Below are 21582 nucleotides of genomic sequence, written 5' to 3'. Positions count from 1 at the left end.
GCTGCTAAGTTTGTAATTGCATGTTACTGCGGTGTTGCCATCGCTTCAAGCGAACATATTGCAGCGCACAACGACACTATACCGTATTTGCCGCCGTTTTGCACGGCCTAAATGGGAAGAAACGACAGTCCTACCACGTTTTGAACATGTTTCCTATGTGAAATCAGTAAAAATACGTAGTTTTCCTTGATTTAATTGAGCATGGCCACGATGTCGGCGGGCAGTTGGGGTGCCTGTGCCGTTTCCCTGGCCAGGTTGATTTGCCGGGTGACCTGCGCCAGTTCGGCCAGGCCGGGTTCCAGTTGATATGTTCCCTTGGCATGCAGCCATGCCAGTACGTCGGCCAGATGCCAGATGCTGGCGCTGCCCTCATGCACGGGCACGGGGAAGCTGTGGCGGTGCTTGTTCATCAACTTGTGCAGGTTTTGCCGGGACAGGCCCAGTACCTGCGCCACGTCGGTCAGGCCCACGAAGTCGGGCGCGGCCTCGACCAGCTCGGCCTCGGGCACGATGGCTTTCACATCGGCCAGGGCGCTCAGCAGCGCTTCGTTGGCATTGCTGGCCTCGCGCGTGAATTCCAGCGCCAGGCGTCCCGCTTGCCCGATGCCAGCCAGGGCATCGTCGCAGCCGCCACTGCCCAGGCGCTCGGCCAGCGCATCGAGGTCGGTTTCATGGTCGGGCAGGCGGTATTTGAGGGTGAAGATGTAATCCATGATGGCTACCCCTTGGATTTGCGTTGCATGCAGTCGTGCATCAGTTTATTGACAGTACAATTATCGACCACCCGCCGTATCGCCCGCGCGTGGTTGCCCGGGTTTTTCGGCGTGCTCCAGATGCAGGCGATGCAGAATTCGCCGCAGCGGCAGCCGGCATCGTTGTACGGGCAATAGATCTTGCCCCAGGCATGGCTACCACCCACTTCCACTCTCCAGCCCTGGCTTTCCGCGTGGCGCAGCGCCGCTTCGATTTCTTTCTTGGGATGCGAGGAGCGCGCCATGTGATGTCTCCAATGTATGTCAACATTTCTCGGTTGTCAAGTGACAACCGAGAAATATCGACCATCACTGCATTACTCTACTTCGGGATTGACGGCCATCACTTGCGAAAAGCCGCCATCGACGTAAGTAATCTCGCCCGTGATACCCGACGCGAGGTCGGACAGCAGGAAGGCGGCCGTGTTGCCGACTTCCTCGATGGTGACGTTGCGGCGCAGCGGGGCGTGTTCCGCCACAAAGCCCAGCAGTTTACTGAAATCCTTGATGCCGGTGGCGGCCAGGGTCTTGATGGGGCCGGCGGAAATGCCGTTGGCGCGGATGCCGCGCGGGCCCAGCGATTCGGCCAGGTAGCGCACGGACGCTTCCAGCGAAGCCTTGGCCAGGCCCATGGTGTTGTAATAGGGTACGGCGCGCACGGCGCCCAGGTAAGTCAGGGTCAGGACCGAGGCGCCCGGATGCAGCAGGGGTAGCGCGGCCTTGGCCATGGCAGGAAAACTGTAGGCGGAAATATCGTGCGCGATGCGGAAGCTGTCGCGCGACAGGCCGTCGAGAAAGTCGCCGGCGATCGCCTCGCGCGGCGCAAAGCCGATGGCGTGCACCAGGCCGTCCAAATGTTCCCAATGCTGCGCCAGGTCGCTGAAGACGGCGCTGATCTGTTCATCGCTGGACACGTCGCAGTCGAAGACCAGTTCGCTGCCGAATTCGGCCGCAAATTCCGTGATGCGTTCCTTGAAGCGCTCGCCCACATAGGTGAAGGCGAGGGTCGCGCCTTCGCGGTGGCAAGCCTTGGCGATGCCGTAGGCGATGGAGCGGTTCGACAACAGGCCCGTGATGAGGATTTTTTTGCCTTGCAAGAAAGCCATGACGACTCCTGTCTGGGTGGGGTGGGCGGATGTGCAACCGGCCGCGACAGCAAAGCTGTGGCGGCCGGCGAGGTAGCGCTATACAGATCAGACGATCAGTGACGGGCCTTGGCGCGACTGTTGCCGCCGCCGCGCTGGATGCGCGGTTTCACCAGGGAAATTGGCGCGGCTTGCACCTTGCCGCCCTTGGCGGCGCGGCGCAGTGCCTTGGCGGCCCGTTCCGGACGGTCCGCTTCCAGCAGCATGGTGGCGCTGTCGGCGATTTCCTGGGTGATGTCCTTGTTCATCGTGGCCGAAGTCTTCGGCACGAGGATGGTGGAGCCGGCGCGCAGGCTGGTGCGTTGGGGAATGTTGTTGGCCTGGCGCAGCACGTCGGCCGTGGTGCCGAATTTCGACGCCAGGGTTTCGATGCGTTCGCGCGCATTGGTGATCTTGTGCGTGGTCCAGCTCGACAAGGCATGGCCCCATTGCGCCAGGTTGGTGGTGAACTTGGCGGCGTTTTCTTGCGGCAACAGAATCTTGGTCTTTTCGCCGCCGATGATGACGGGGCGGTTAAATTGCGGATTCAGGGCCTTGAATTCATCCATCGACAGTTCGGCCAGCTGTGCGGCGACGGTGATGTCGATGTCGCTGGTCTTGTCGATGGCCGTGAAGTACGGCTGGTTGTCGACCACGGGCAGGGTCAGGCCGAACTGGGCCGGATTGGCGATGATGTTTTTCACCGCTTGCAGCTTGGGTACGTAGTTGCGTGTTTCGGCCGGCATCAGGTCGGCCAGGCTTTCGAAGTCGGTCGGTTTGCCCAGCGCCTGGTTTTTCTTGATGGCGCGCTGCACCGAGCCTTCGCCCCAGTTGTAGGCGGCCAGTGCCAGTTGCCAGTCGCCAAACATGTCATACAGGCGCTGCAGATACGTCAGGGCCGCGTCGGTCGAGGCCAGCACACCGCGGCGCTCGTCCTTGAACATGTTTTGCTTGAGGTTGAAATCGCGTCCCGTGGCAGGCACGAATTGCCACATGCCGGCCGCATTGGCGCTGGAGAAGGCCTGCGGGTTGAAGGCGGACTCGATGAACGGCAGCAAGGCCAGCTCCGTCGGCATGCCGCGCTTTTCCAGTTCCTGTACCACGTGGAAGATGTAGCGCGAGGCGCGCGCCGTGGTGCGGGCGATGTAGTCGGGGCGGGTGGCGTACCAGTTGACGTGGTTGGCCACCAGCTGGTTGTTGATATCGGGAATTGCATAGCCGCTGCGGATGCGGCCCCAGACGTCGGCTTCGCGCAGCGGATCGGAATTGTCGCTGAGGTTTTTCAGCAGACGGTCGGTCTTTTGCAGGCGGTTATCGAGGGTGGGGAGTTTCGCCGTGACCTGGGCGGTCATCGGGATCAGGGCCGGTGCGGTGGCGGCGGCGACTGGCGCGTTATCGCTCTCAACACCGGCTTCGTACGCCTGGCTGAGGGCGGGCGCAAGCGCCAGGGCCAACGCCGCCAGGACGGTAGATTTAAAGGAGTTTTCGTGCATAGTGTTCCATTGTTGTCGTCGGAGAAACATCGGACAGACCCATGATCAAGCTGCGAGTGTACGTATATCCACATGCTGGAGTCAAGAATTATGTCAGCATGATGACAGGAAATACGCGGCAATAAGTGGGAAACGGCTGGGTTTCCATTCGTAGATGCTGTCATTATTGCAAATTTAATTTGCCCGATGCGTGATTCGGCCGCTGTTATAGCATACATGGCGAGGACGATGGCGCAAGCCTGGCAGCCGTTCAGTATGAGACTGCGCAAAGAGTGCGTACAATTTGGCTTTGGCCGGCCATTGGGCTGCCGGCCGCCATATTGATAGAGAGTCATGCATATGAACACCCCGCCGCGCCACGACGACGACAACGCCGTCATCATCGCCAATACCGTTGCCTGGCTGGAAAAGGCCGTGATCGGCCTGAACCTGTGCCCGTTCGCCAAGGCCGTGCACGTCAAGAAGCAGATCCGCTATGTGGTGTGCGAATCGGGCAATCCGGAAGATTTGCTGGCGATGCTGATGGACGAGCTGCAAACCCTGGCCGACACGGACCCCGAGCAGATCGACACGACCTTGCTGATTCATCCGTACACCTTGACCGATTTCCTCGACTACAACGAGTTTCTCGATGTGGCCGACGCGGCCGTGGAAGACATGCACCTGGCTGGCGAACTGCAAGTGGCCAGCTTCCATCCGAACTACCAATTTGCCGAGACGTTCGAGGACGACATCAGCAACTACACCAACCGCTCGCCCTATCCGACCTTGCACCTGCTGCGCGAAGACAGCATAGCGCGCGCCGTCGAGGCGTTCCCGGAAGCGTCGGACATCTTTGACAAGAATATCGCCACGCTGGAAGCGCTGGGCACCGAAGGCTGGGAAAAGCTCGGCTTGCCGAAGGTATCCTGATGGCTGACAAGGAATTGCCGCCCCGTCCCGATACGCCCTGCGTGGCGGTCTGCTCGACCACCTTCGACGAAATCTGCCGTGGCTGCGGCCGTAGCGTGGTGGAAGTGGCCCACTGGGTGTCGATGACGGATGAAGAGAAGGAAGTGGTGTGGGTGCGGATTCTTTCTCAAGGGTATCCGCGCCGGAATACTTGATTTAACCCAACTGCAACTGCTGGGGTCAGACCCCCTCACATGTCAGCGATGACTTTTGTGTGGACGGCATTGAGGATCTGACCCCGGTACTGTTGACGCTAGCGATTAATAGCTACCGATAAAATCCTTCTTGCCGACTTCGATACCATTGTGGCGCAGGATGTCGTACGCCGTCGTCGCGTGGAAGAAGAAGTGCGGCAGCGCGTAGTGGAACAGATACGTCTGGCCCGTGAAGTGCTTGGTCTTTTCGCCGCTGCCGGTGGTGATGGCGCGCGTTTCGCTGCCGTCGATGTCCGCTTGCGGCAGGCTTTCCAGGAAGGCGATGGTTTTCACGATGCGCGCTTTCAGTTCCGCAAAGCTCTGTTCGCTGTCTTCATACGGTGGCACGGCCACGCCGGCCAGGCGCGCGCCGCAGCCCTTGGCGAAGTCGGTGGCGATCTGGATCTGGCGCACGAAGGGCAGCATGTCCGGGAACAAACGGAATTGCAGCAGGGCGTTCGGGTCGATTTTCTTGTCTTGTGCGTGCGTTTCCGCCTTGTCCAGGATGGCGGCCAGGCTGCCCAGGATCTGTTTAAAGACGGGGATGGAAGCGGAGTAGATGGAGAAGGTCATGATGGTTCCTCGAGGTAAAGTGGCGCGATGATAGCAAGCTGCGCGTTTTTCTGCTGGCGCTGGCCCGGCGCGCCGGTCCGCGTGTGGTTTTTCAGCCCAGTGTATATGGCATGAGGTTGCCGTTGGCGCGTGTTTATTGGTGACTTCCCCCGCTTTTTCCATGCATAATTGCTCTTGAAAAAGTTTCTTCCCGCCTTATCACCCGGATCCCCTGTAAAGTTCCATGACCGCCTGCCTGATCCCTGTTGCCCTGTTGCCGCATGTTTAATTCGCCCTATCAGCGCCTGCGCGCCAGCCTGCGTGTGCTGTACGGCTCGTCGATCTATGGCGCCTTGCTGCTGGTGGTGTTTGGCGGCCTGGTCGTGCCCGCCATCTTCGGCAGCTATCTGCTGGTCGGCGTGCATGAACGCCAGTCGGCGCGCACCAGCCTGAACGAAGCCTTGCAGCGCAATGCCGACATCCTGGCGCTGGGCATGCAGGAATCGCTGTGGAACATGAATGCGGAATCGGCCCATTCGCTGGTCGAGTCGGTGATGCGCGACCGCGCCGTGCTGCTGGTGAAGGTGCTGGGGCAGGGCGACACGGAATTCATCCGCCTGCAGGCGCCGCAGCGGCCCGTGGGCAATCTGTACCGCGCCGAGCGCGACATTCTCGTGCGCGGCGAGCGCATCGGCCACGTCGTCGTCGAGATGGACGATGCGCGCAGCCAGCAGGAGCTGCGCGAAAAGCAGAGATCGTATATTTTCGTGTTGGGCGCACAGCTGGCCGTGTCGATGGCGCTGATCGTGCTGTTCCTGAACCGCCGCCTGTTGAAACCCCTGCGCCGCCTGACGCGCTTTTCCGACCGCCTGTCGCACGGCGATTTTGACACGCCGCTGGCCTCGCACAGCAATGACGAGCTGGGTCGCCTGACGGCCCAGCTCGAGCAAATGCGCGCGGCCATCCGCCAGCTGTTCGAGGATGTGGGACAGCGCGAAGAGCGTTTCCGCACCATCGTCACGCAAGTGCCGGGCGCCGTCTTCCGCTACCGGCCCGATGGCCCCATCGATTTCGTCAGCGATGCCATCGAAGACATCGCCGGCTATTCGGCGCGCCAGTTCATGCGCGGCAGCACGCACGCCTGGGCCGACCTGATCTGCCCGGAAGACCGCCGCGAGCACCGCCGCGCCGTGCGCCAGGCGGTGCATGAGGTGCGACCGTATGCGCTGGAATACCGCATCATCGACGCCTTCGGCATCGAGCGCTGGGTAGCCGAGAATGGCCAGCCGCAGGCGGGTGAGCAGGGCGTCGTCTGGGTCGATGGCATCATTGCCGACATCAGCCAGCGCAAGCACCACGAGATGCGCATCGAGGCGCTGCTGACGGAGCAGAGCGCCATCCTCGACAATGTGATGTTCGGCGTGATGTTCGTGCGCCACCGCCGCATCATTTCCGTCAACCGCCGCTGCGAGGAGCTGTTCGGCTACGCTCACGGCGAAATGACGGGCTGTTCGACCGCCATCGTCTTCCCCTCGCACTTCGAGTTCGAGGCGGCGGGCGAGCGCCAGTATCCGGCCCTGGCGGCTGGCGGCGACTTCAGCGAGGAGCGCCACTACCTGCGCCAGGACGGCAGCCAGTTCTGGGCCCTGGTCAGCGGTTGCGCGCTCGATCCGCTGCACCCCAACGACGGCAGCATCTGGGTGTATGCCGACATCACCTCGCGCAAGGAAGCCGAGGAAAAGCTGCGCCTGTCGGCCACCGTGCTGGAACATATCGCCGATGGCGTGATGGTGGTCGATCCCGCCGGCATCATCGTCGCCGTCAACCCGGCCTTCACGCAGATTACGGGTTACCATGAAGCCGAGGCGCTGGGACGGCACTCGTCGCTGACGCGTTCGCAGCGCCACGACGCGGCGTTTTACGACGCCATGTGGCACGAGCTGAAGGCCAGCGGTTTCTGGCGCGGCGAGATCTGGCACCAGCGAAAGAACGGCGACATCTACCTGGAGTGGCTGACCATCAGCGCCGTGCGCGACACGCATGGCGTCACCACGCATTATGTGGGCGTGTTCAGCGATATCACCCTGCTCAAGGAATCGCAGGAAAAGCTCGACCACATGGCGCACCACGATCCGCTGACGGCGCTGCCGAACCGCCTGCTGTTCCACGACCGCCTGCAGCACGCCCTGCTGCGCGCCGCGCGCGACCAGGAGCAGCTGGCCATCCTGTTCATCGACCTGGACCGCTTCAAGAATGTCAACGATACGCTGGGCCACCATATCGGCGATGAATTGCTGCAAAAGGTGGCCAGCCAGCTGGCGGCCCGCCTGCGCGAGGGCGACACCCTGGCGCGCCTGGGCGGCGACGAATTCATCGTGCTGCTCGAGCGCGTCGATGGCGAGTACGGCGCCACGCAGGTGGCGGAGAAGCTGATGACCATGTTCGAGCAGCCGTTTACGGTGGCCGACCATGAATTGTTCGTCACGTGCAGCGTGGGCATCAGCCTGTATCCGGATGACGCGCTGGACTTGAACATGCTGATCCGCAATGCCGACGTGGCCATGTACCAGGCCAAGGCGCGCGGGCGCAACGGCTACCGCTTCTATGCGCCGTCGATGACGGGCGAAGGTGTCGAGCGCCTGCGCCTGGAAACCTTCCTGCGCCGCTCGCTGGAAAAGAACGAGATGTTCCTGAATTACCAGCCGCAGGTGGAAATCGACACGGGCCGCCTGGTCGGCGTCGAGGCGCTGGTGCGCTGGAACCACCCGGAACTGGGCCTGGTGCCGCCAGTGCGCTTCATCCCGCTGGCCGAGGACAGCGGTTTCATCAACCAGCTGGGCAAATGGGTGCTCGACGAAGCGTGCCGCCAGATGATGCGCTGGCAGGCGCAGGGCTTGCGCGTACCGAAGATGGCCGTCAACCTGTCCGTGAAACAGTTCGAGCGGGGCAGCATCGCCGGCATGGTGGCCGATATTTTGAAGGAAACGGGCCTGGAGCCGCAGCGCCTGCAGCTGGAAGTGACGGAATCGGTCATCATGAACACGGGCGACGCGCTCGGTTTCATCAACGATCTGCACGCCATCGGCGTGGGGCTGGCCATCGACGACTTCGGCACCGGTTACTCCTCGCTTGCCTACCTGAAGCAGCTGCCCGTGCAGACCTTGAAGATCGACCGCTCCTTCATCAAGGATATCTCGACGGACGTCAATGATGAAGCGATCGCGATTGCCATCATCCAGCTGGGCAAGAGCATGCACTTGTCGGTGATCGCCGAGGGCGTGGAGACGGAAGAGCAGGCCGCTTTCCTGCTGCGCCATGGCTGCAAGCTGGCGCAAGGTTATTTTTATAGCCGCCCGGTGCTGGCGCAGGATATGCTGGAGCGCTGGCTCGACCCGCTGGATCGTCCACTAACTAATTAAAGGGTATCCCATGGCCGGAGAAAAAAACACGTCGCGTCGCCGTTTCCTGCTCGGTGGCCTTGGCCTCGGCGTGGCCGGCGTGGGCGCCCTGGTGCTGGGCTGGGGCGTGCTGCCGCCGCGCCAGCGCCTGCACGGCAGCGTGCCGCTGCCGCTCCAGGATGGCGCCGTGGCGCTGAACGGTTGGCTGGCTATTCAAGCCGACGGCAGTGTCCTCCTGGCCATGCCGCGCAGCGAGATGGGGCAGGGCGTGCATACGGCCTTGCCGATGCTGGTGGCCGAGGAGCTCGACGTACCCCTGGCCAGCGTCAAATTGATCCAGGCGCCGATGGATAAAATCTTCGGCAATGTGGCCATGCTCAAGGATAGCCTGCCGTTCCACCCTGACGACCATGGCCGCGTCAAGGCGCTGGCGCAATGGACGGTGGCCAAGGCGGCGCGCGAACTGGGCGTGATCGTCACGGGCGGCTCGTCCAGCGTGAAGGATGGCTGGGGGCCCATGCGCGAGGCGGGGGCGTCCGCGCGCGCCATGCTGGTGGCCGCCGCCGCCGCGCAGTGGCAGGTGCCGGCCGCGCAATGCCGCACGCAGGAGGGTGACGTGCTGCACCCGGATGGCCGGCGCGCCAGCTACGCCAGCCTGGCGCAGCGCGCCGCCGCCATCGATCCGGGCACGCCCGTGCTGAAACTGCCCAAGGATTTCAAGCTGATCGGCCAGCCGGCGCCGCGCCGCGACACGCCGTCGAAAGTCAATGGCAGCGCGCGCTTCGGCATCGATGCGCGCCCGCCCGGCATGCTGTACGCGGCCCTGCAGCTGCCGCCGCGCCTGGGCGAGACCCTGGGGTCGTTCGATGCGGCGCCCATCCTGGCCATGCCTGGCGTGAAAAAGGTGGCGGACCTGACGCCGGTACTGGGCAAGCGCGGCGTGTCCTGCGTGGCCGTGGTGGCCGACACGTACTGGCGCGCGAAGACGGCGGCCGCGGCGCTGGCCGTGCAGTGGACGGCGGGGCCGCAGGCAGGTTTGTCCAGCGAGAGCGTCTTTGCCGAATTCTCCCGCCTGCTCGATGGCGACGCGGGTTTTACCTATTATTCCAGCGGCGAGGTCGAAGGCACGGTCGCGCAGGGTTTGCGGCAGGTTACCGCCGAGTACCGCGCGCCGTTCCTCGCGCACGCCGCCATGGAACCCGTCAACTGCACCGCGCAGGTGAAAAATGGCAAGGTGATGCTGTGGGTCTCGACGCAGGCACCCGGCATCGCCGTCGACGTGGCGGCGAAAGTGGCTGGCGTCGACGCGAAGGATGTGACGATCGAGGTGCTGCTGCTCGGTGGCGGTTTCGGCCGCCGCCTGGAAGTGGATATGGTCGCGCAAGCCGTGGCCATCGCGCTGCAGTGCGATGGCGCACCGGTGCAGCTGGTGTGGACGCGCGAGCAGGACACGCAGCACGATATGTACCGTCCCGCCGCGCTGGCCCGCTTTGCGGCACGCCTCGACGAGCACGGCCGCATCGCATCCTGGGATAATAAATCCGTCAGTGGTTCCATCACGCATCAGTTTTTGCAGCGCAACTTCGGCTTGCCTGGCGCGGGGCCGGACAAGACCACGGCCGAAGGCGAATTCGACATGCCGTATGAAATCGCCAACCAGCGCATCGCCCACGTGATCGCCGACAGCCCCGTTCCCATCGGCTACTGGCGCTCCGTGGGGCATTCGCACAATGCCTTCTTCAAGGAAAGTTTTATCGATGAGCTGGCGCATGCGGCCGGGCAGGACGGCATCGCTTTCCGCCGCGCCATGCTATTGAAACATCCGCGCCACCTGGCCGTGCTCGATGCGGCAGTCGCCAGGGCGGGCAGTCCTCCGCCCGGCCATGCGCACGGCGTGGCCTTGCACCAGTCGTTCGGCAGTATCGTCGCGCAAGTGGCGCAGGTCTCCGTGGAAAACGGCGAGATCCGCGTGCAGCGCGTGGTGTGCGCCATCGATTGTGGCATCGCCGTCAATCCGAACATCATTGCCCAGCAGATGGAGTCGGCCGTGCTGTTCGGCCTGTCGGCGGCGCTGGGCGGCGAGATCACCTTCAAGGATGGCAAAGTCGAGCAGAGCAATTTCCACGACTATCCCGTGTTGCGCATGGGCCAGACGCCCGAGGTGGAAACCATCATCATCGCCAGCGCGGAACACCCTGAAGGCGTGGGTGAGCCCGGTACGCCGCCGATTGCGCCGGCCGTGGCCAACGCCGTGTTCAGTTTGACGGGAAAACGGCTGCGCAGCCTGCCGCTGCGCCTCGCTTGAGGTGGCTCAGGCCAGGGTGGCGGCCAGCATGTTGCGCAGATTGCAGTCGCGCTGCCAGTCGCGCCGCTCCTGCGTGCTGCTGGCCAGTGCCGCCAGTTCGTCCCCGCTGAGCGCCTGCTGCGCCTGCACCATGCGGTGCGCCAGGCCGCCGTCGGGCAGCACCGTGCCGAAGAAGGCGACATGGTCCTCGCGCTGTATCAACAGCGTGGGGAAGTTGTCGATGTCGAGGTCGCCCACCACGTCGGCCTGGTCTTCGATGTCGATCCAGACGAAGACGGTGTCCGGGTGGCGCGCGGCCAGTTCCTCGAACGTGGCGCGGTAGCTGCCGCAGGTGCCGCACCACAGCGCGCACAGGCAGGCCACGGTCCAGTGCGGGCCGGCCAGGGCTGCCGCGACGTCGGCGCGGTTATCGGTCGTGAGGGTCAGGCTGTGCATGCTCGTATCTATATAGTGGGGCGGATGGGCGCGTGGCGCCCGATGCGCGTATTCTACCGCGCCCGGCTCCCGCGGTCCTGAGAATGCATGAGCTTGTTTATCGGTGTTTTTTGATGCGATCCCCCTTTCTGGTGGATAATGCTGATAATTGCGCGCTGATTACGCTGGTCCATGCTGTTTCCTGGCCCCGCAGCCTGACCCCCTCCAGTCTGTTTTCATGCCCTGCCCGGTGTCAGCGCTCCCGCCTTTGTTTATTTTTATTATGGAATTAGCCAGCTTATGTTGAGTTACCGCCACGCCTTTCACGCGGGTAATCACGCCGATGTGTTGAAGCATTATGTGCAGATTCAGTTGTTGCAATATCTGAATCAAAAAGATACCGCCTATAGTTATATCGATACCCACTCCGGCGCGGGCGTGTATGCGCTCGACGGTGGTTATGCCGCGAAAAACGCGGAATACGAAACGGGCATCGCGCCCCTGTGGGACCGCACGGACTTGCCGGCCTCGCTGGCCGAGTACATGAAGTTGATCAAGGAAATGAATCCGAGCGGCAAGATGCGCTACTACCCGGGTTCGCCGTACTGCGCCGACAAGGTGAGCCGCGAGCAAGACCGTCTGCGCCTGTTCGAGCTGCATCCTGCCGATGCAAAAATTCTGGCTGATAACTTCCGCAAGGTCGAGGCGCATGCGCTGGCCCAGGGCGAGCGTCCGACCGTGCGCGGCAAGCGCGTGCTCATCACCAAGGCCGACGGCTTCCAGAGCCTGAAAGCTCTGCTGCCGCCGCCATCGCGCCGCGCGCTGGTGCTGATCGACCCGCCATATGAAGACAAGATGGATTACCGCAAGGTCAAGGACACGCTGGCCGACGCCCTCGTGCGCTTTCCGTCGGGCATCTACGCCGTCTGGTACCCGGTGCTGCAGCGCATGGAATCGCGCCAGTTCGCCGACAAGCTCAAACAACTGCCCAGCTCGGACTGGCTGCACGTGACCCTGACGGTCAACACGCCGTCGCCGGACGGCTTCGGCTTGCACAGCAGCGGCATGTTCATTTTGAACCCGCCGTACACGCTGGAGCCGATGTTGCGCGAAGTCATGCCGTACCTGGTCAAGGTGCTGGGGCGCGACGATGGCGCGAAGTTCGTATTGGAAACGGGCAAGGGCGGACAGAAAAACACGGGTACCCGCCGAGTCTGAGGACCCCTGACCAAACCTACTGCGCGTCGGTATAGGCGGCCTGCGATGCTCACCGTACTAAAGTACGGTTGCGCTTCTTAGCCACCTCTCCCTTCCGCTCGCTACGGTTTTGTCAGGTGTCGTAACTATCGTAGTTGAGCAAAGTAAACGCCACGACAAATATGTTCGTGGCGTTTGTCGTTTACTGTCCCAACAACAAGAACACGGTCGGTTTCTTGTGGAAGTCCGGGGCCTTGCCGGCGGCCAATTGTTTCTTCCACTGCGCGCCATTCCACGTTTGCACGCTTTCCGTGTCCAGGCTCAGGTCGGTGGCGACGCAGATCAGGGTGGAAGGCGCGCATTGCGCCACCAGCGCTTCGAGCATGGCGGCGTTGCGGTACGGCGTTTCGATAAACAGCTGGGTCTGCTTTTCATTGCGTGACCGGCTTTCCAGTTCCTTGATGCGCTTGGCGCGCAGGGCCGCATCGGTGGGCAGGTAGCCGTTGAAGGCAAAGCTCTGGCCATTCAAGCCGCTGGCCATCACGGCCAGCAGGATCGACGACGGGCCCACCAGCGGGCGCACTTTAATGCCGTGCTGATGCGCCAGGCGCACGAGGTCGGCGCCGGGGTCGGCCACGGCGGGCACGCCCGCTTCCGAGACGAGACCCGCATCGCGTCCCGCCAGCAAGGGCGCCAGCAAGCCGGCCAGCGCTTGCGCCGGGGTATTGACGTTGAGTTCGGAAATCGTGATTTCCTGCAGCGGCTTGGCCAGCGGATGCTGGTTGCCGATCAATTTCAGGAAGGCGCGCGCCGTCTTGGCGTTTTCCGCAACGAAATAATCGAGCTGCGAGGTGATCTGCCGCACCTGCTCTGGAATGATGTGGGAGAGCGGGTCGATGGCGCCATCGGACAGGCCGAGGTGGTTGGGGATCAGGTACAGGGTGCCGGTCATGGGTTTTAGTCAGTCATGTTAGTACCCCAACGTCAAACTGCCGGGGTCAGACCCGTCGGGTCTGACCCCAGATGTTGCCGTTAGGGGTATTTTAAATTTTAAAAAACGCCACGCCCGCCTTGCGCAGCATGCCCGTCAGGGCGATCAGCGGCAAGCCGGTGAGGGCGGTGGGGTCGGTGGTGGCGATGCGTTCGAGCAGGGCGATGCCCAGGCCCTCGTTCTTGGCGCTGCCGGCGCAATCATATGGTTGCTCGATGCGCAGGTAGGCGTCCAGCTCGGCATCGGGCAAATCGCGCACGGTGACGCGGGTCTGGATGTCTTCCACTTGCGCCACGGGCGGATTCTGGCGACCGTCGAGCAGACACAGGGCCGTATGGAACACGGTCTGGCGCCCGCGCATGGTTTGCAGCTGCTGCAGGGCGTAGTCATGGTTGCCCGGCTTGCCGATCTGCGCGCCGTCCAGAGTGGCGACCTGGTCGGAGCCGATGACGAGGCTGCCAGGGTAGCGGTCGAGCACGGCCTGCGCCTTGGCCTGGGCCAGGCGCAGGGCCGTGGCGCTGGGGCTTTCGCCTGGCAGGGGGCTTTCGTCGAGATCGGGCACGGCCACCTCGAAAGGCAGGCGCAGGCGTTGCAGCAATTCCTTGCGGTAGGTCGAACTCGATGCAAGAATCAAGCGCAATGGGGCGGAAGTTGGTATCATTCGGTAGTGGATGGCGGCCGGCATGGCCGCGCTGGTCGATGTCAGTGGAATTTCACGTGGTTCCAGGGCGCGGAGCCCATAACTGAGGCTCCATGCGGCATGACGGTGTTGATGAAGTTGTCATGTTTATGGCAAAGATTGCGTCAAAAAAGATGCTTAGCCTTTGACTCGGTGCTCAAAACCCTGTTATTATCGCAGGTTTTCCGGGGAAATTTTCTACCAATGAATGCTTTTGTGATCGACGCCTTTGATTTTTGTCGTATCAGCGGGAGCCGCGAGGGTGTAACTCCTGTCGCTGAAATGACCCGGTTGACCAAGGATTGTGCAGATGCTTCCGGCGACATCGCCTGGAAGATCGTCGGCGGCACCAGCAAACTGGGCTACCCGCAACTGACCTTGTCGGTCAACGGCACCGTTCAGCTGGTTTGCCAGCGCTGCCTGACTCCGTATGCTTACGCAATTGATTCGACGACCACTCTGATGCTGGGCAAGGATGACGAGCAGGCGGACGAGATCGAAGAAATCATCAACGATGAATCGATCGACGTGATCGTCGGCAGTCGCAGCATGGATGCCGCGGCCCTGATCGAAGATGAAGCCTTGCTGGCCCTGCCGCAGGTACCCAAACACGACGTCTGCCCCGATACGGCGCAGCTCGATGCTCTCAAGACTGAAAAGCAGTCGCCGTTTGCGGCACTGAAGGACTTGAAGCCAGAATAAAGCGGTAAAGGGGTTTTCCCCATCAAAGAACGTGTCAAACGCGTGTAGTAATCGAGTATGGCAAGTGTAGTGAAATGTAATTGTAATAAACGATGTCGGTCCGGACTATTTTCGGGTAGTCTTTGCCGCTGGGATACTCGATTCGCATGTATTTGCCAATCGATTGTGCTAAAATTTTAGAACTTATGTATTAGGAGTCATCATGGCAGTTCAACAGAACAAGAAAACCCCTTCCAAGCGCGGCATGCACCGTTCGCACGACTTCCTGGTCGCGCCGCAATTGAGCGTCGAGCCAGTTACCGGCGAAACACACCTGCGTCACCATATCAGCCCTAACGGCTTCTATCGTGGCCGTAAAGTGTTGAAGACCAAAAACGACGAGTAATCGACGTTTTTGTTGGGTAAGATGAAAGCGGTGTTGCGTGGTTATTCGGCGTGGCGCCGCTTCTTCTTTTTTATCGGCTGCAATTCATCTTGCGCACCCGTCATTTTGAATCACGCTGTCCAGGTCTGTGCATGACATGCTGCGCCCTGCATATGCTCCAGTCCGATTCACATCTTGCCGCACGCCCGCAGCGGTATTGAATCAACACAAATGACAATCAAAATTTCTATCGACTGCATGGGCGGAGATCATGGTCCCTCAGTCACTATCCCTGCAGCAATTTCCTTCGTAAAACATGAGCCTGAAGCCGAACTGATCCTTGTTGGATTGGAAGACGTGATCCGTGCCGAACTGAAAAAACATAAAGCCGACACGCATCCGCGCCTGTCGGTATTGCATGCCTCCGAACAAGTTACCATGGACGATCCCCTGGAAGTGGCCCTGCGCCGCAAGAAGGATTCCTCCATGCGCGTGGCCATCGAACAGGTCAAGAGCGGCGCGGCGCAAGCCTCCGTTTCCGCCGGTAATACGGCAGCCCTGATGGCCGTGTCGCGCTATGTCTTGAAAACCATGTCCGGCGTCGACCGCCCGGCCATCTGCAGCATCTTGCCGAATCAAAAGAACGGCCCGACCTACATGCTGGACCTGGGTGCCAACGTCGATTGCGAGCCGCATCACTTGCACCAGTTCGCCATCATGGGTTCCGTGCTGGTGTCCGCCATGGAAGGCATAGCACGCCCGACGATCGGCTTGCTGAACGTGGGTACGGAAGATATCAAGGGCAATGAAGTGGTGAAACTCACCTCGAAGCTGTTGCAGGCCGACCACGAGCGTGGCGCGCTGAACTTCTACGGCAACGTGGAAGGCAACGATATCTTCAAGGGCACGACCGATATCGTCGTCTGCGACGGTTTTGTCGGCAATGTCACCCTGAAAGCCATCGAAGGTCTGGCGCGCCTCATGAAGGATGTGCTCACCACCGAATTCAAGCGCAACCCGATCACCATGCTGGGAGCGCTGATCGCCCGCGGCGCCCTGAAAGCCATCGGCAACCGCCTGAATCCATCGCGTTACAACGGCGCCAGCCTGCTGGGCTTGCGTGGCCTCGTCTTCAAGAGCCATGGCAGCGCCGATGCCTATTCGTTTGAATGGGCCTTGCGCCGCGCCTTTGACGCGGCAAAAAATGACGTGCAAGCACAGCTGGCCAGCCTGATCGCCGAGCTGATGCCGCGCACGCCAGTACCGGACGAACCTACTTCAACAAGCTCTACCATTTAGTGGACGGGTACTTGCATGACTGTTTTTAGCAAAACTTACAGCAAAATTATCGGCACCGGCAGCTACTTGCCGGAGAAGCGCGTCACCAACCAGGATTTGACCGAACAGCTCGCCGCCAAGGGCATCGAGACCTCGGATGAGTGGATCTTCTCGCGCAGCGGTATCTCGGCGCGCCATTACGCGGCACCAATGCAAAACTCCTCGGACCTGGGTGTGGAAGCGGCCAAAAAAGCCCTGGAGATGGCGGGCCTGAGCGGCAACGACCTGGACCTGATCATCGTCGCCAGCTCGACCCCCGATTTCTTCGGCAGCTTCCCCAGCACCGCCTGCATCGTGCAGAGCAAGCTGGGCATCACGAACAACTGCGCCGCCGTCGACGTGCAAGCCGTCTGCAGCGGCTTCGTGTATGCGGTGGCCACGGCCGACAGCTTCATCCAGTCGGGCATGCATAAAAACGTGCTGGTGATCGGCGCCGAAGTGTTTTCGCGCATCCTCAATTTCGACGACCGCGGCACTTGCGTGCTGTTCGGTGATGGCGCCGGCGCCATCGTCATGACGGCCTCCACCGAGCCGGGCATCCTGGCCACCAAGCTGCACGCGGACGGCCGCCATTCGAACATCTTGAGCGTACCGGGCAGTCTGGCTGGCGGCGCGCTGGCCGGCAGTGCCTTCCTGTACATGGATGGCCCGGCCGTGTTCAAGCTGGCCGTCTCCGTGCTGGAAAAGGTTGCGCACGAAGCATTGGCGCACGCCAACATGACTTCGGACCAGATCGACTGGCTGATCCCGCACCAGGCGAACATCCGCATCATGAACAGCACGGCCAAGAAACTCGGCCTGCCTTTGGAAAAGATGGTCGTCACCGTCGACCAGCATGGCAACACCTCGGCCGCGTCGATCCCGCTGGCGCTCGACATCGCCGTGCGCGACGGCCGCGTCAAGAAGGGCGACAACGTCATGATGGAAGGCGTTGGCGGCGGCTTTACCTGGGGCGCCGTGCTGGCGCGCATGTAATCCCGCAACACTATTAAAAAAACGGAGTCGACATGACACAATTTGCATTTGTTTTCCCAGGCCAAGGCTCGCAAGCGATTGCGATGCTCGACGGTTTCGCCGGCAACCCCGTGGTGGCGCAAACCGTGGCCGAAGCGTCGGACGCCCTGCAATTTGACCTGGGCAAGCTGATCGCCGAAGGTCCGAAGGAAGAACTGGATCTCACCACCAACACGCAACCCGTGATGCTGACGGCGGCCGTGGCCTTTTACCGCGCCTGGCTGGCGGCCGGCGGCCCCGTGCCGAACGTCGTGGCCGGCCATAGTCTCGGCGAATACTCGGCGCTGGTCGCCGCCGGCGTCATCTCGTTCAAGGATGCCGTGCCGCTCGTGCGTTTCCGCGCGCAAGCGATGCAGGAAGCCGTGCCCGTGGGGCAGGGCACGATGGCTGTCGTGCTGGGCCTGTCGGACGACGACGTGCGCGCCGCCTGTGCGGAAGCGACGGCGGAAAACCCGGCCCTGGTGGTCGAGCCTGTCAATTTCAATGCACCTGCGCAAGTGGTCATCGCCGGCCATACGGCGGCCGTCGAGCGCGCCTGCGAACTGGCCAAGGCCAAGGGCGCCAAGCGCGCCATGAAGCTGCCCGTCTCGGCGCCATTCCACTCGTCGCTGCTGAAGCCGGCATCGGACCGCTTGCGCGAGTACATGGGCGGCCTGACGTTCGCCGCGCCGCAGATCGCGCTGATCAACAACGTCGACGTGGCCATCGTCAACGATGTCGACGGCATCAAGGATGCGCTGGTGCGCCAGGCGGCGAGCCCCGTGCGCTGGGTGGAAACGATGCAGAAAGTGGCGGCCGACGGTATCACGCAAGTGATCGAATGCGGTCCGGGCAAGGTCCTGATGGGCCTGGCCAAGCGCATCGATCCCGTGCTGGTGGGCGACGCCATCGTCGACCAGGCCTCGCTGGAACGCATTTTGACGCAGCTCAAATAAACATCAGATTGCGGCAGCCTGCCTGTCGCACTTGCTTTAAAGGATACTCATGAATTTAGCAAATCAAGTCGTGCTGGTCACGGGCGCCTCGCGCGGCATCGGCCGCGCCATCGCCACCGAACTGGGCAAGCAGGGCGCCACCGTGGTCGGCACCGCCACCTCGGAAAGCGGCGCGCAAGCCATCACCGATTACCTGGCCGCCGCAGGCGTGGCGGGCAAGGGCCTGGTGCTGAACGTGACCGATGCGGCGCGCTGCGCGGCCGTCGTCGATGAGGTGCAGAAAACCTACGGCAGCCTGTCGATCCTCGTCAACAATGCGGGCATCACGCAAGACCAGCTGGCCATGCGCATGAAGGACGACGAGTGGGATAGCGTGATTTCCACCAACCTGTCGGCCGTCGGCCGCCTGTCGCGCGCCGTATTGCGCGGCATGATGAAAGCCAAGGCTGGGCGTATCATCAATATCACGTCGGTGGTGGCTTCGTCGGGCAATCCGGGGCAAATGAATTACGCGGCGGCCAAGGCCGGCGTGGAAGGCATGAGCCGTGCCCTGGCGCGCGAAATCGGCAGCCGCAACATTACCGTGAACTGCATCGCCCCCGGCTTCATCGATACCGATATGACCAAGGCCCTGAGCGAAGAGCAGCACGCGGCCCTGTTGACGCAAATTCCCCTGTCCCGCCTGGGCAAGCCGGAAGACGTGGCAGCGGCGGTGGCCTTTCTGGCCTCGCCGCAAGCGGCGTATATCACGGGCACGACCCTGCACGTGAACGGCGGAATGTACATGAATTGATGTGAAAGGTAGACAGGGCGGGCGTTTGTGGCATGATTCAACGGTCGTTTTTGTCTATAATCGCATCTTTTAGCAGCAGCTTCGGTCGAATTAGCAGCAGACACCGAAATTAGTATTCGGACGCGCAAACCTGATAAAATGCGCGCACTTTCCGTAACACACACTTTGGAGCCATAACATGTCGGATATCGAACAACGCGTTAAGAAAATCGTCGCTGAGCAACTGGGCGTTGCAGAAGCAGACATCAAAATCGAATCCTCCTTCGTCGACGATCTCGGCGCCGATTCCCTGGACACCGTGGAACTGGTCATGGCCCTGGAAGACGAATTCGAAATGGAAATCCCTGACGAACAAGCTGAAAAAATCACCACCGTGCAACAGGCGATCGACTACGCCACCGCACACGTCAAGGCCTAAGCCTGTTTGACCGACTTCAGGAGAATCGCTTGAGCCGTTCTAAAAACCGTCGTGTTGTTGTAACCGGCCTGGGCTGTGTTTCACCTGTCGGCAATACTATTGCCGAGGCGTGGAGCGCAATTACCGAAGGTAAATCCGGCATTGCCACGATTACCAAGTTTGATGCATTGCCCTTCACCACGCATTTTGCCGGTGAAGTCAAAGGTTTCAATATCGAAGAGTACATCTCCGGTAAGGAAGCCCGCCACATGGATACCTTTATCCATTACGGCATGGCTGCAGGCATCCAGGCGATGCAGGACTCCGGTCTGGAAGTGACCGAGGAAAACGCCGAGCGCATCGGCGTGATCATCGGTTCCGGTATCGGTGGCTTGCCGCTGATCGAGGAAACCAAATCCGAGTACGAAAAGCGCGGTCCGCGCCGTATCTCGCCATTTTTCGTGCCTGCCTCGATCATTAACATGATTTCTGGCAATCTTTCGATCAAATATGGTCTGAAGGGTCCGAACCTGGCGATCGTGACGGCGTGTACCACCGGTTTGCACAGCATCGGCGCTGCCGCGCGCATGATCGAGTACGGCGATGCCGACGTCATGATTGCCGGCGGTGCTGAATCGACCGTGTCGCCGCTGGGCCTGGGCGGTTTCGCCTCGGCACGTGCCTTGTCGACCCGCAACGACGATCCGGCAACGGCATCGCGTCCATGGGATACCGACCGCGACGGCTTCGTGCTGGGCGAGGGTGCTGGCGTCATGGTGCTGGAAGAGTACGAGCACGCGGTGGCCCGTGGTGCCAAGATCTATGCCGAAGTGCATGGTTTCGGGATGAGCGCAGATGCTTATCACATGACCTCGCCGCTGGAAGATGGTAGCGGCGGCAGCAAATCGGTGATCGCGGCCCTCAACAACGCAGGCTTGAACCCGGATCAGATTCAGTACCTGAACGCGCACGGCACGTCGACCCCGCAAGGCGACGTGGCGGAAGTGATGGGCATCAAACGCACCTTCGGCGAGCATGCCAAGCATATGGTCGTCAACTCGACGAAGTCGATGACGGGCCATTTGCTGGGCGGTGCGGGCGGTCTGGAAGCGGTGTTTACGGTCCTGGCATTGCACCATCAGGTGTCGCCACCGACCATCAACATCTTCAACCAGGATCCCGCTTGCGATCTCGATTTCTGTGCCAACACGGCGCGGGATATGAAGATCGATTATGCAGTGAAGAATTCGTTCGGCTTCGGCGGAACGAATGGCACGCTGATTTTCGGTAAAGCGAAATAAGCAGGAACTTTCAAGCGCTCACTACGGTCAAACCGTAGTGAGCGCTGATTCGGTGCCAACGTTCGTTGGTGCCTGAATTTGCCCGGCATGGTGCTGGCGCGCCTGATGTTTTTCCCTTTGAGTTGGCACTATGTCGATCGCGGTAGCGGCTGTCATTCGCACGCCTGTCTGTTTGCGCCTGCTGCAAGCGGTGCTGGGGCTGTGCGCGGTGCTGGCCGCCTGGCCTTTGAGCGGCGCGTGGCACGTTGCGGCCCTGTCTGGCTCTGGCCCCGGCCCCGGCCAGCTGGTGGGCGGCTATGCGCTGGGCTGGCCCGGTGCACTATCGAGTGCGGCTGGCGGCGTGTTTTTGCTGGCTTTGCTGCGCCAGCGCAGAAAGCCGCAGGTGCTTGATATTTCGCCGGTCGGCCAGTTGCGGCTGGCGGTATATCTGGAGCATGGCGGGGCGCCGTCCGGCGCGGGGCCGTTGGTGCCGCCTGTGCTGCGCCTGTTGCCGGGCTCGACCCTGTGGCCATCGCTGCTGGTGCTGTGCCTGGCCGATGCCGCGGGGCGGCGCACGCAGGTGCTGGCGCAGCGTGGCAGCGCTTGCGCCGCCTTCCGCCCGCTGGCCGTGGCGTGCCGGGCCATCGCGGCGCGCAGTGGGGAAGAATAAAAGTGGGGCGAACACTGAACTTCTTGCAGCGGGCCAACT

22 protein-coding genes are annotated in these 21582 nt (G+C 61.6%); 14 read left to right on the top strand and 8 right to left on the bottom strand.

Features of this window, described 5'->3' with window-relative positions; translation table 11 throughout:
- Positions 1–191 precede the first annotated feature (191 nt).
- The 4 genes from O0882_RS00215 to O0882_RS00200 all read right to left on the bottom strand — a co-directional run bounded on the left by O0882_RS00215 (position 192) and on the right by O0882_RS00200 (position 3369).
- The gene (locus O0882_RS00215; RefSeq protein WP_289944323.1) at positions 192–713 is read right to left on the bottom strand and encodes an AlpA family phage regulatory protein; all 522 of its coding nucleotides are present in this window, start codon (positions 711–713) and stop codon (positions 192–194) included.
- Positions 714–718: 5 nt separating this feature from the next.
- Positions 719–997: a hypothetical protein gene (locus O0882_RS00210; RefSeq protein ID WP_289944321.1), complete on the bottom strand. Its 279-nt coding sequence runs from the start codon at positions 995–997 to the stop codon at positions 719–721.
- Between the two features lie 72 nt (positions 998–1069).
- A complete protein-coding gene (gene fabI / locus O0882_RS00205) occupies positions 1070–1858 on the bottom strand; it encodes an enoyl-ACP reductase FabI (RefSeq protein WP_289944319.1) in 789 nt (262 codons plus the stop codon).
- A 95-nt stretch (positions 1859–1953) separates the two neighbouring features.
- Positions 1954–3369 (bottom strand): transglycosylase SLT domain-containing protein, encoded by a 1416-nt coding sequence (locus O0882_RS00200; protein WP_289944317.1) that lies wholly within the window; start codon positions 3367–3369, stop codon positions 1954–1956.
- A gap of 339 nt (positions 3370–3708) precedes the next feature.
- Between O0882_RS00200 and O0882_RS00195 the strand changes: the two genes are divergently transcribed.
- Together O0882_RS00195 and O0882_RS00190 are read left to right on the top strand one after the other, a co-directional pair.
- Entirely contained in the window at positions 3709–4281 is a 573-nt protein-coding gene (locus O0882_RS00195; protein WP_289946753.1) for a DUF1415 domain-containing protein, read from the top strand.
- The gene (locus tag O0882_RS00190) at positions 4281–4475 is read left to right on the top strand and encodes a DUF1289 domain-containing protein (protein WP_070255368.1); all 195 of its coding nucleotides are present in this window, start codon (positions 4281–4283) and stop codon (positions 4473–4475) included. The genes O0882_RS00195 and O0882_RS00190 overlap by 1 nt, the downstream gene beginning before the upstream one ends.
- A 105-nt stretch (positions 4476–4580) precedes the next feature.
- On the opposite strand, the gene O0882_RS00185 is transcribed toward O0882_RS00190, so the two are convergent.
- The gene (locus O0882_RS00185; protein ID WP_034779265.1) at positions 4581–5087 is read right to left on the bottom strand and encodes a DUF1993 domain-containing protein; all 507 of its coding nucleotides are present in this window, start codon (positions 5085–5087) and stop codon (positions 4581–4583) included.
- A 260-nt stretch (positions 5088–5347) separates the two neighbouring features.
- On the opposite strand from O0882_RS00185, the gene O0882_RS00180 reads away from it, so the two are divergent.
- Positions 5348–8485 (top strand): EAL domain-containing protein, encoded by a 3138-nt coding sequence (locus O0882_RS00180; protein ID WP_289944315.1) that lies wholly within the window; start codon positions 5348–5350, stop codon positions 8483–8485.
- A gap of 10 nt (positions 8486–8495) precedes the next feature.
- Complete coding sequence (locus O0882_RS00175; protein ID WP_289944314.1) at positions 8496–10769, top strand: xanthine dehydrogenase family protein molybdopterin-binding subunit; 2274 nt, start codon at positions 8496–8498, stop codon at positions 10767–10769.
- A gap of 6 nt (positions 10770–10775) precedes the next feature.
- Here the strand turns inward: O0882_RS00175 and O0882_RS00170 are convergent, their stop codons facing one another.
- Positions 10776–11204: a thioredoxin family protein gene (locus O0882_RS00170; RefSeq protein WP_289944313.1), complete on the bottom strand. Its 429-nt coding sequence runs from the start codon at positions 11202–11204 to the stop codon at positions 10776–10778.
- 279 nt (positions 11205–11483) lie between these two features.
- Between O0882_RS00170 and rlmJ the strand changes: the two genes are divergently transcribed.
- A complete protein-coding gene (gene rlmJ / locus O0882_RS00165) occupies positions 11484–12401 on the top strand; it encodes a 23S rRNA (adenine(2030)-N(6))-methyltransferase RlmJ (RefSeq protein ID WP_071076471.1) in 918 nt (305 codons plus the stop codon).
- A gap of 181 nt (positions 12402–12582) precedes the next feature.
- On the opposite strand, the gene O0882_RS00160 is transcribed toward rlmJ, so the two are convergent.
- Both O0882_RS00160 and O0882_RS00155 read right to left on the bottom strand, forming a co-directional pair.
- Complete coding sequence (locus O0882_RS00160) at positions 12583–13332, bottom strand: SAM-dependent methyltransferase (RefSeq protein ID WP_289944309.1); 750 nt, start codon at positions 13330–13332, stop codon at positions 12583–12585.
- 91 nt (positions 13333–13423) lie between these two features.
- Positions 13424–14032 (bottom strand): Maf-like protein, encoded by a 609-nt coding sequence (locus tag O0882_RS00155; RefSeq protein WP_289944307.1) that lies wholly within the window; start codon positions 14030–14032, stop codon positions 13424–13426.
- A 222-nt stretch (positions 14033–14254) separates the two neighbouring features.
- On the opposite strand from O0882_RS00155, the gene O0882_RS00150 reads away from it, so the two are divergent.
- The 9 genes from O0882_RS00150 to O0882_RS00110 all read left to right on the top strand — a co-directional run bounded on the left by O0882_RS00150 (position 14255) and on the right by O0882_RS00110 (position 21543).
- A complete protein-coding gene (locus O0882_RS00150) occupies positions 14255–14752 on the top strand; it encodes a YceD family protein (RefSeq protein WP_071076474.1) in 498 nt (165 codons plus the stop codon).
- 202 nt (positions 14753–14954) lie between these two features.
- A complete protein-coding gene (gene rpmF / locus O0882_RS00145) occupies positions 14955–15137 on the top strand; it encodes a 50S ribosomal protein L32 (protein ID WP_010399517.1) in 183 nt (60 codons plus the stop codon).
- A gap of 210 nt (positions 15138–15347) precedes the next feature.
- Entirely contained in the window at positions 15348–16415 is a 1068-nt protein-coding gene (gene plsX / locus O0882_RS00140) for a phosphate acyltransferase PlsX (protein ID WP_099763130.1), read from the top strand.
- A gap of 15 nt (positions 16416–16430) precedes the next feature.
- Positions 16431–17429, top strand: a complete 999-nt coding sequence (locus O0882_RS00135; protein ID WP_289944302.1) for a beta-ketoacyl-ACP synthase III — start codon at positions 16431–16433, stop codon at positions 17427–17429.
- Positions 17430–17461: 32 nt separating this feature from the next.
- The gene (fabD, locus tag O0882_RS00130; protein WP_289944299.1) at positions 17462–18403 is read left to right on the top strand and encodes an ACP S-malonyltransferase; all 942 of its coding nucleotides are present in this window, start codon (positions 17462–17464) and stop codon (positions 18401–18403) included.
- 49 nt (positions 18404–18452) lie between these two features.
- Entirely contained in the window at positions 18453–19196 is a 744-nt protein-coding gene (fabG, locus tag O0882_RS00125; protein ID WP_071076478.1) for a 3-oxoacyl-ACP reductase FabG, read from the top strand.
- Positions 19197–19374: 178 nt separating this feature from the next.
- Positions 19375–19614 (top strand): acyl carrier protein, encoded by a 240-nt coding sequence (acpP, locus tag O0882_RS00120; protein ID WP_008449912.1) that lies wholly within the window; start codon positions 19375–19377, stop codon positions 19612–19614.
- Between the two features lie 29 nt (positions 19615–19643).
- The gene (fabF, locus tag O0882_RS00115; RefSeq protein WP_099763134.1) at positions 19644–20894 is read left to right on the top strand and encodes a beta-ketoacyl-ACP synthase II; all 1251 of its coding nucleotides are present in this window, start codon (positions 19644–19646) and stop codon (positions 20892–20894) included.
- A gap of 130 nt (positions 20895–21024) precedes the next feature.
- On the top strand, positions 21025–21543 hold the full coding sequence (locus O0882_RS00110) for a hypothetical protein (protein WP_289944293.1): 519 nt from the start codon (positions 21025–21027) through the stop codon (positions 21541–21543).
- Positions 21544–21582: the final 39 nt, after the last annotated feature.

It is taken from the genome of Janthinobacterium sp. SUN073 (genome assembly GCF_030397665.1).
GTDB lineage: Bacteria > Pseudomonadota > Gammaproteobacteria > Burkholderiales > Burkholderiaceae_D > Janthinobacterium.
Note: the sequence above shows the minus strand (reverse complement) of the source record. Positions and strands in the feature narration are given on the sequence as shown.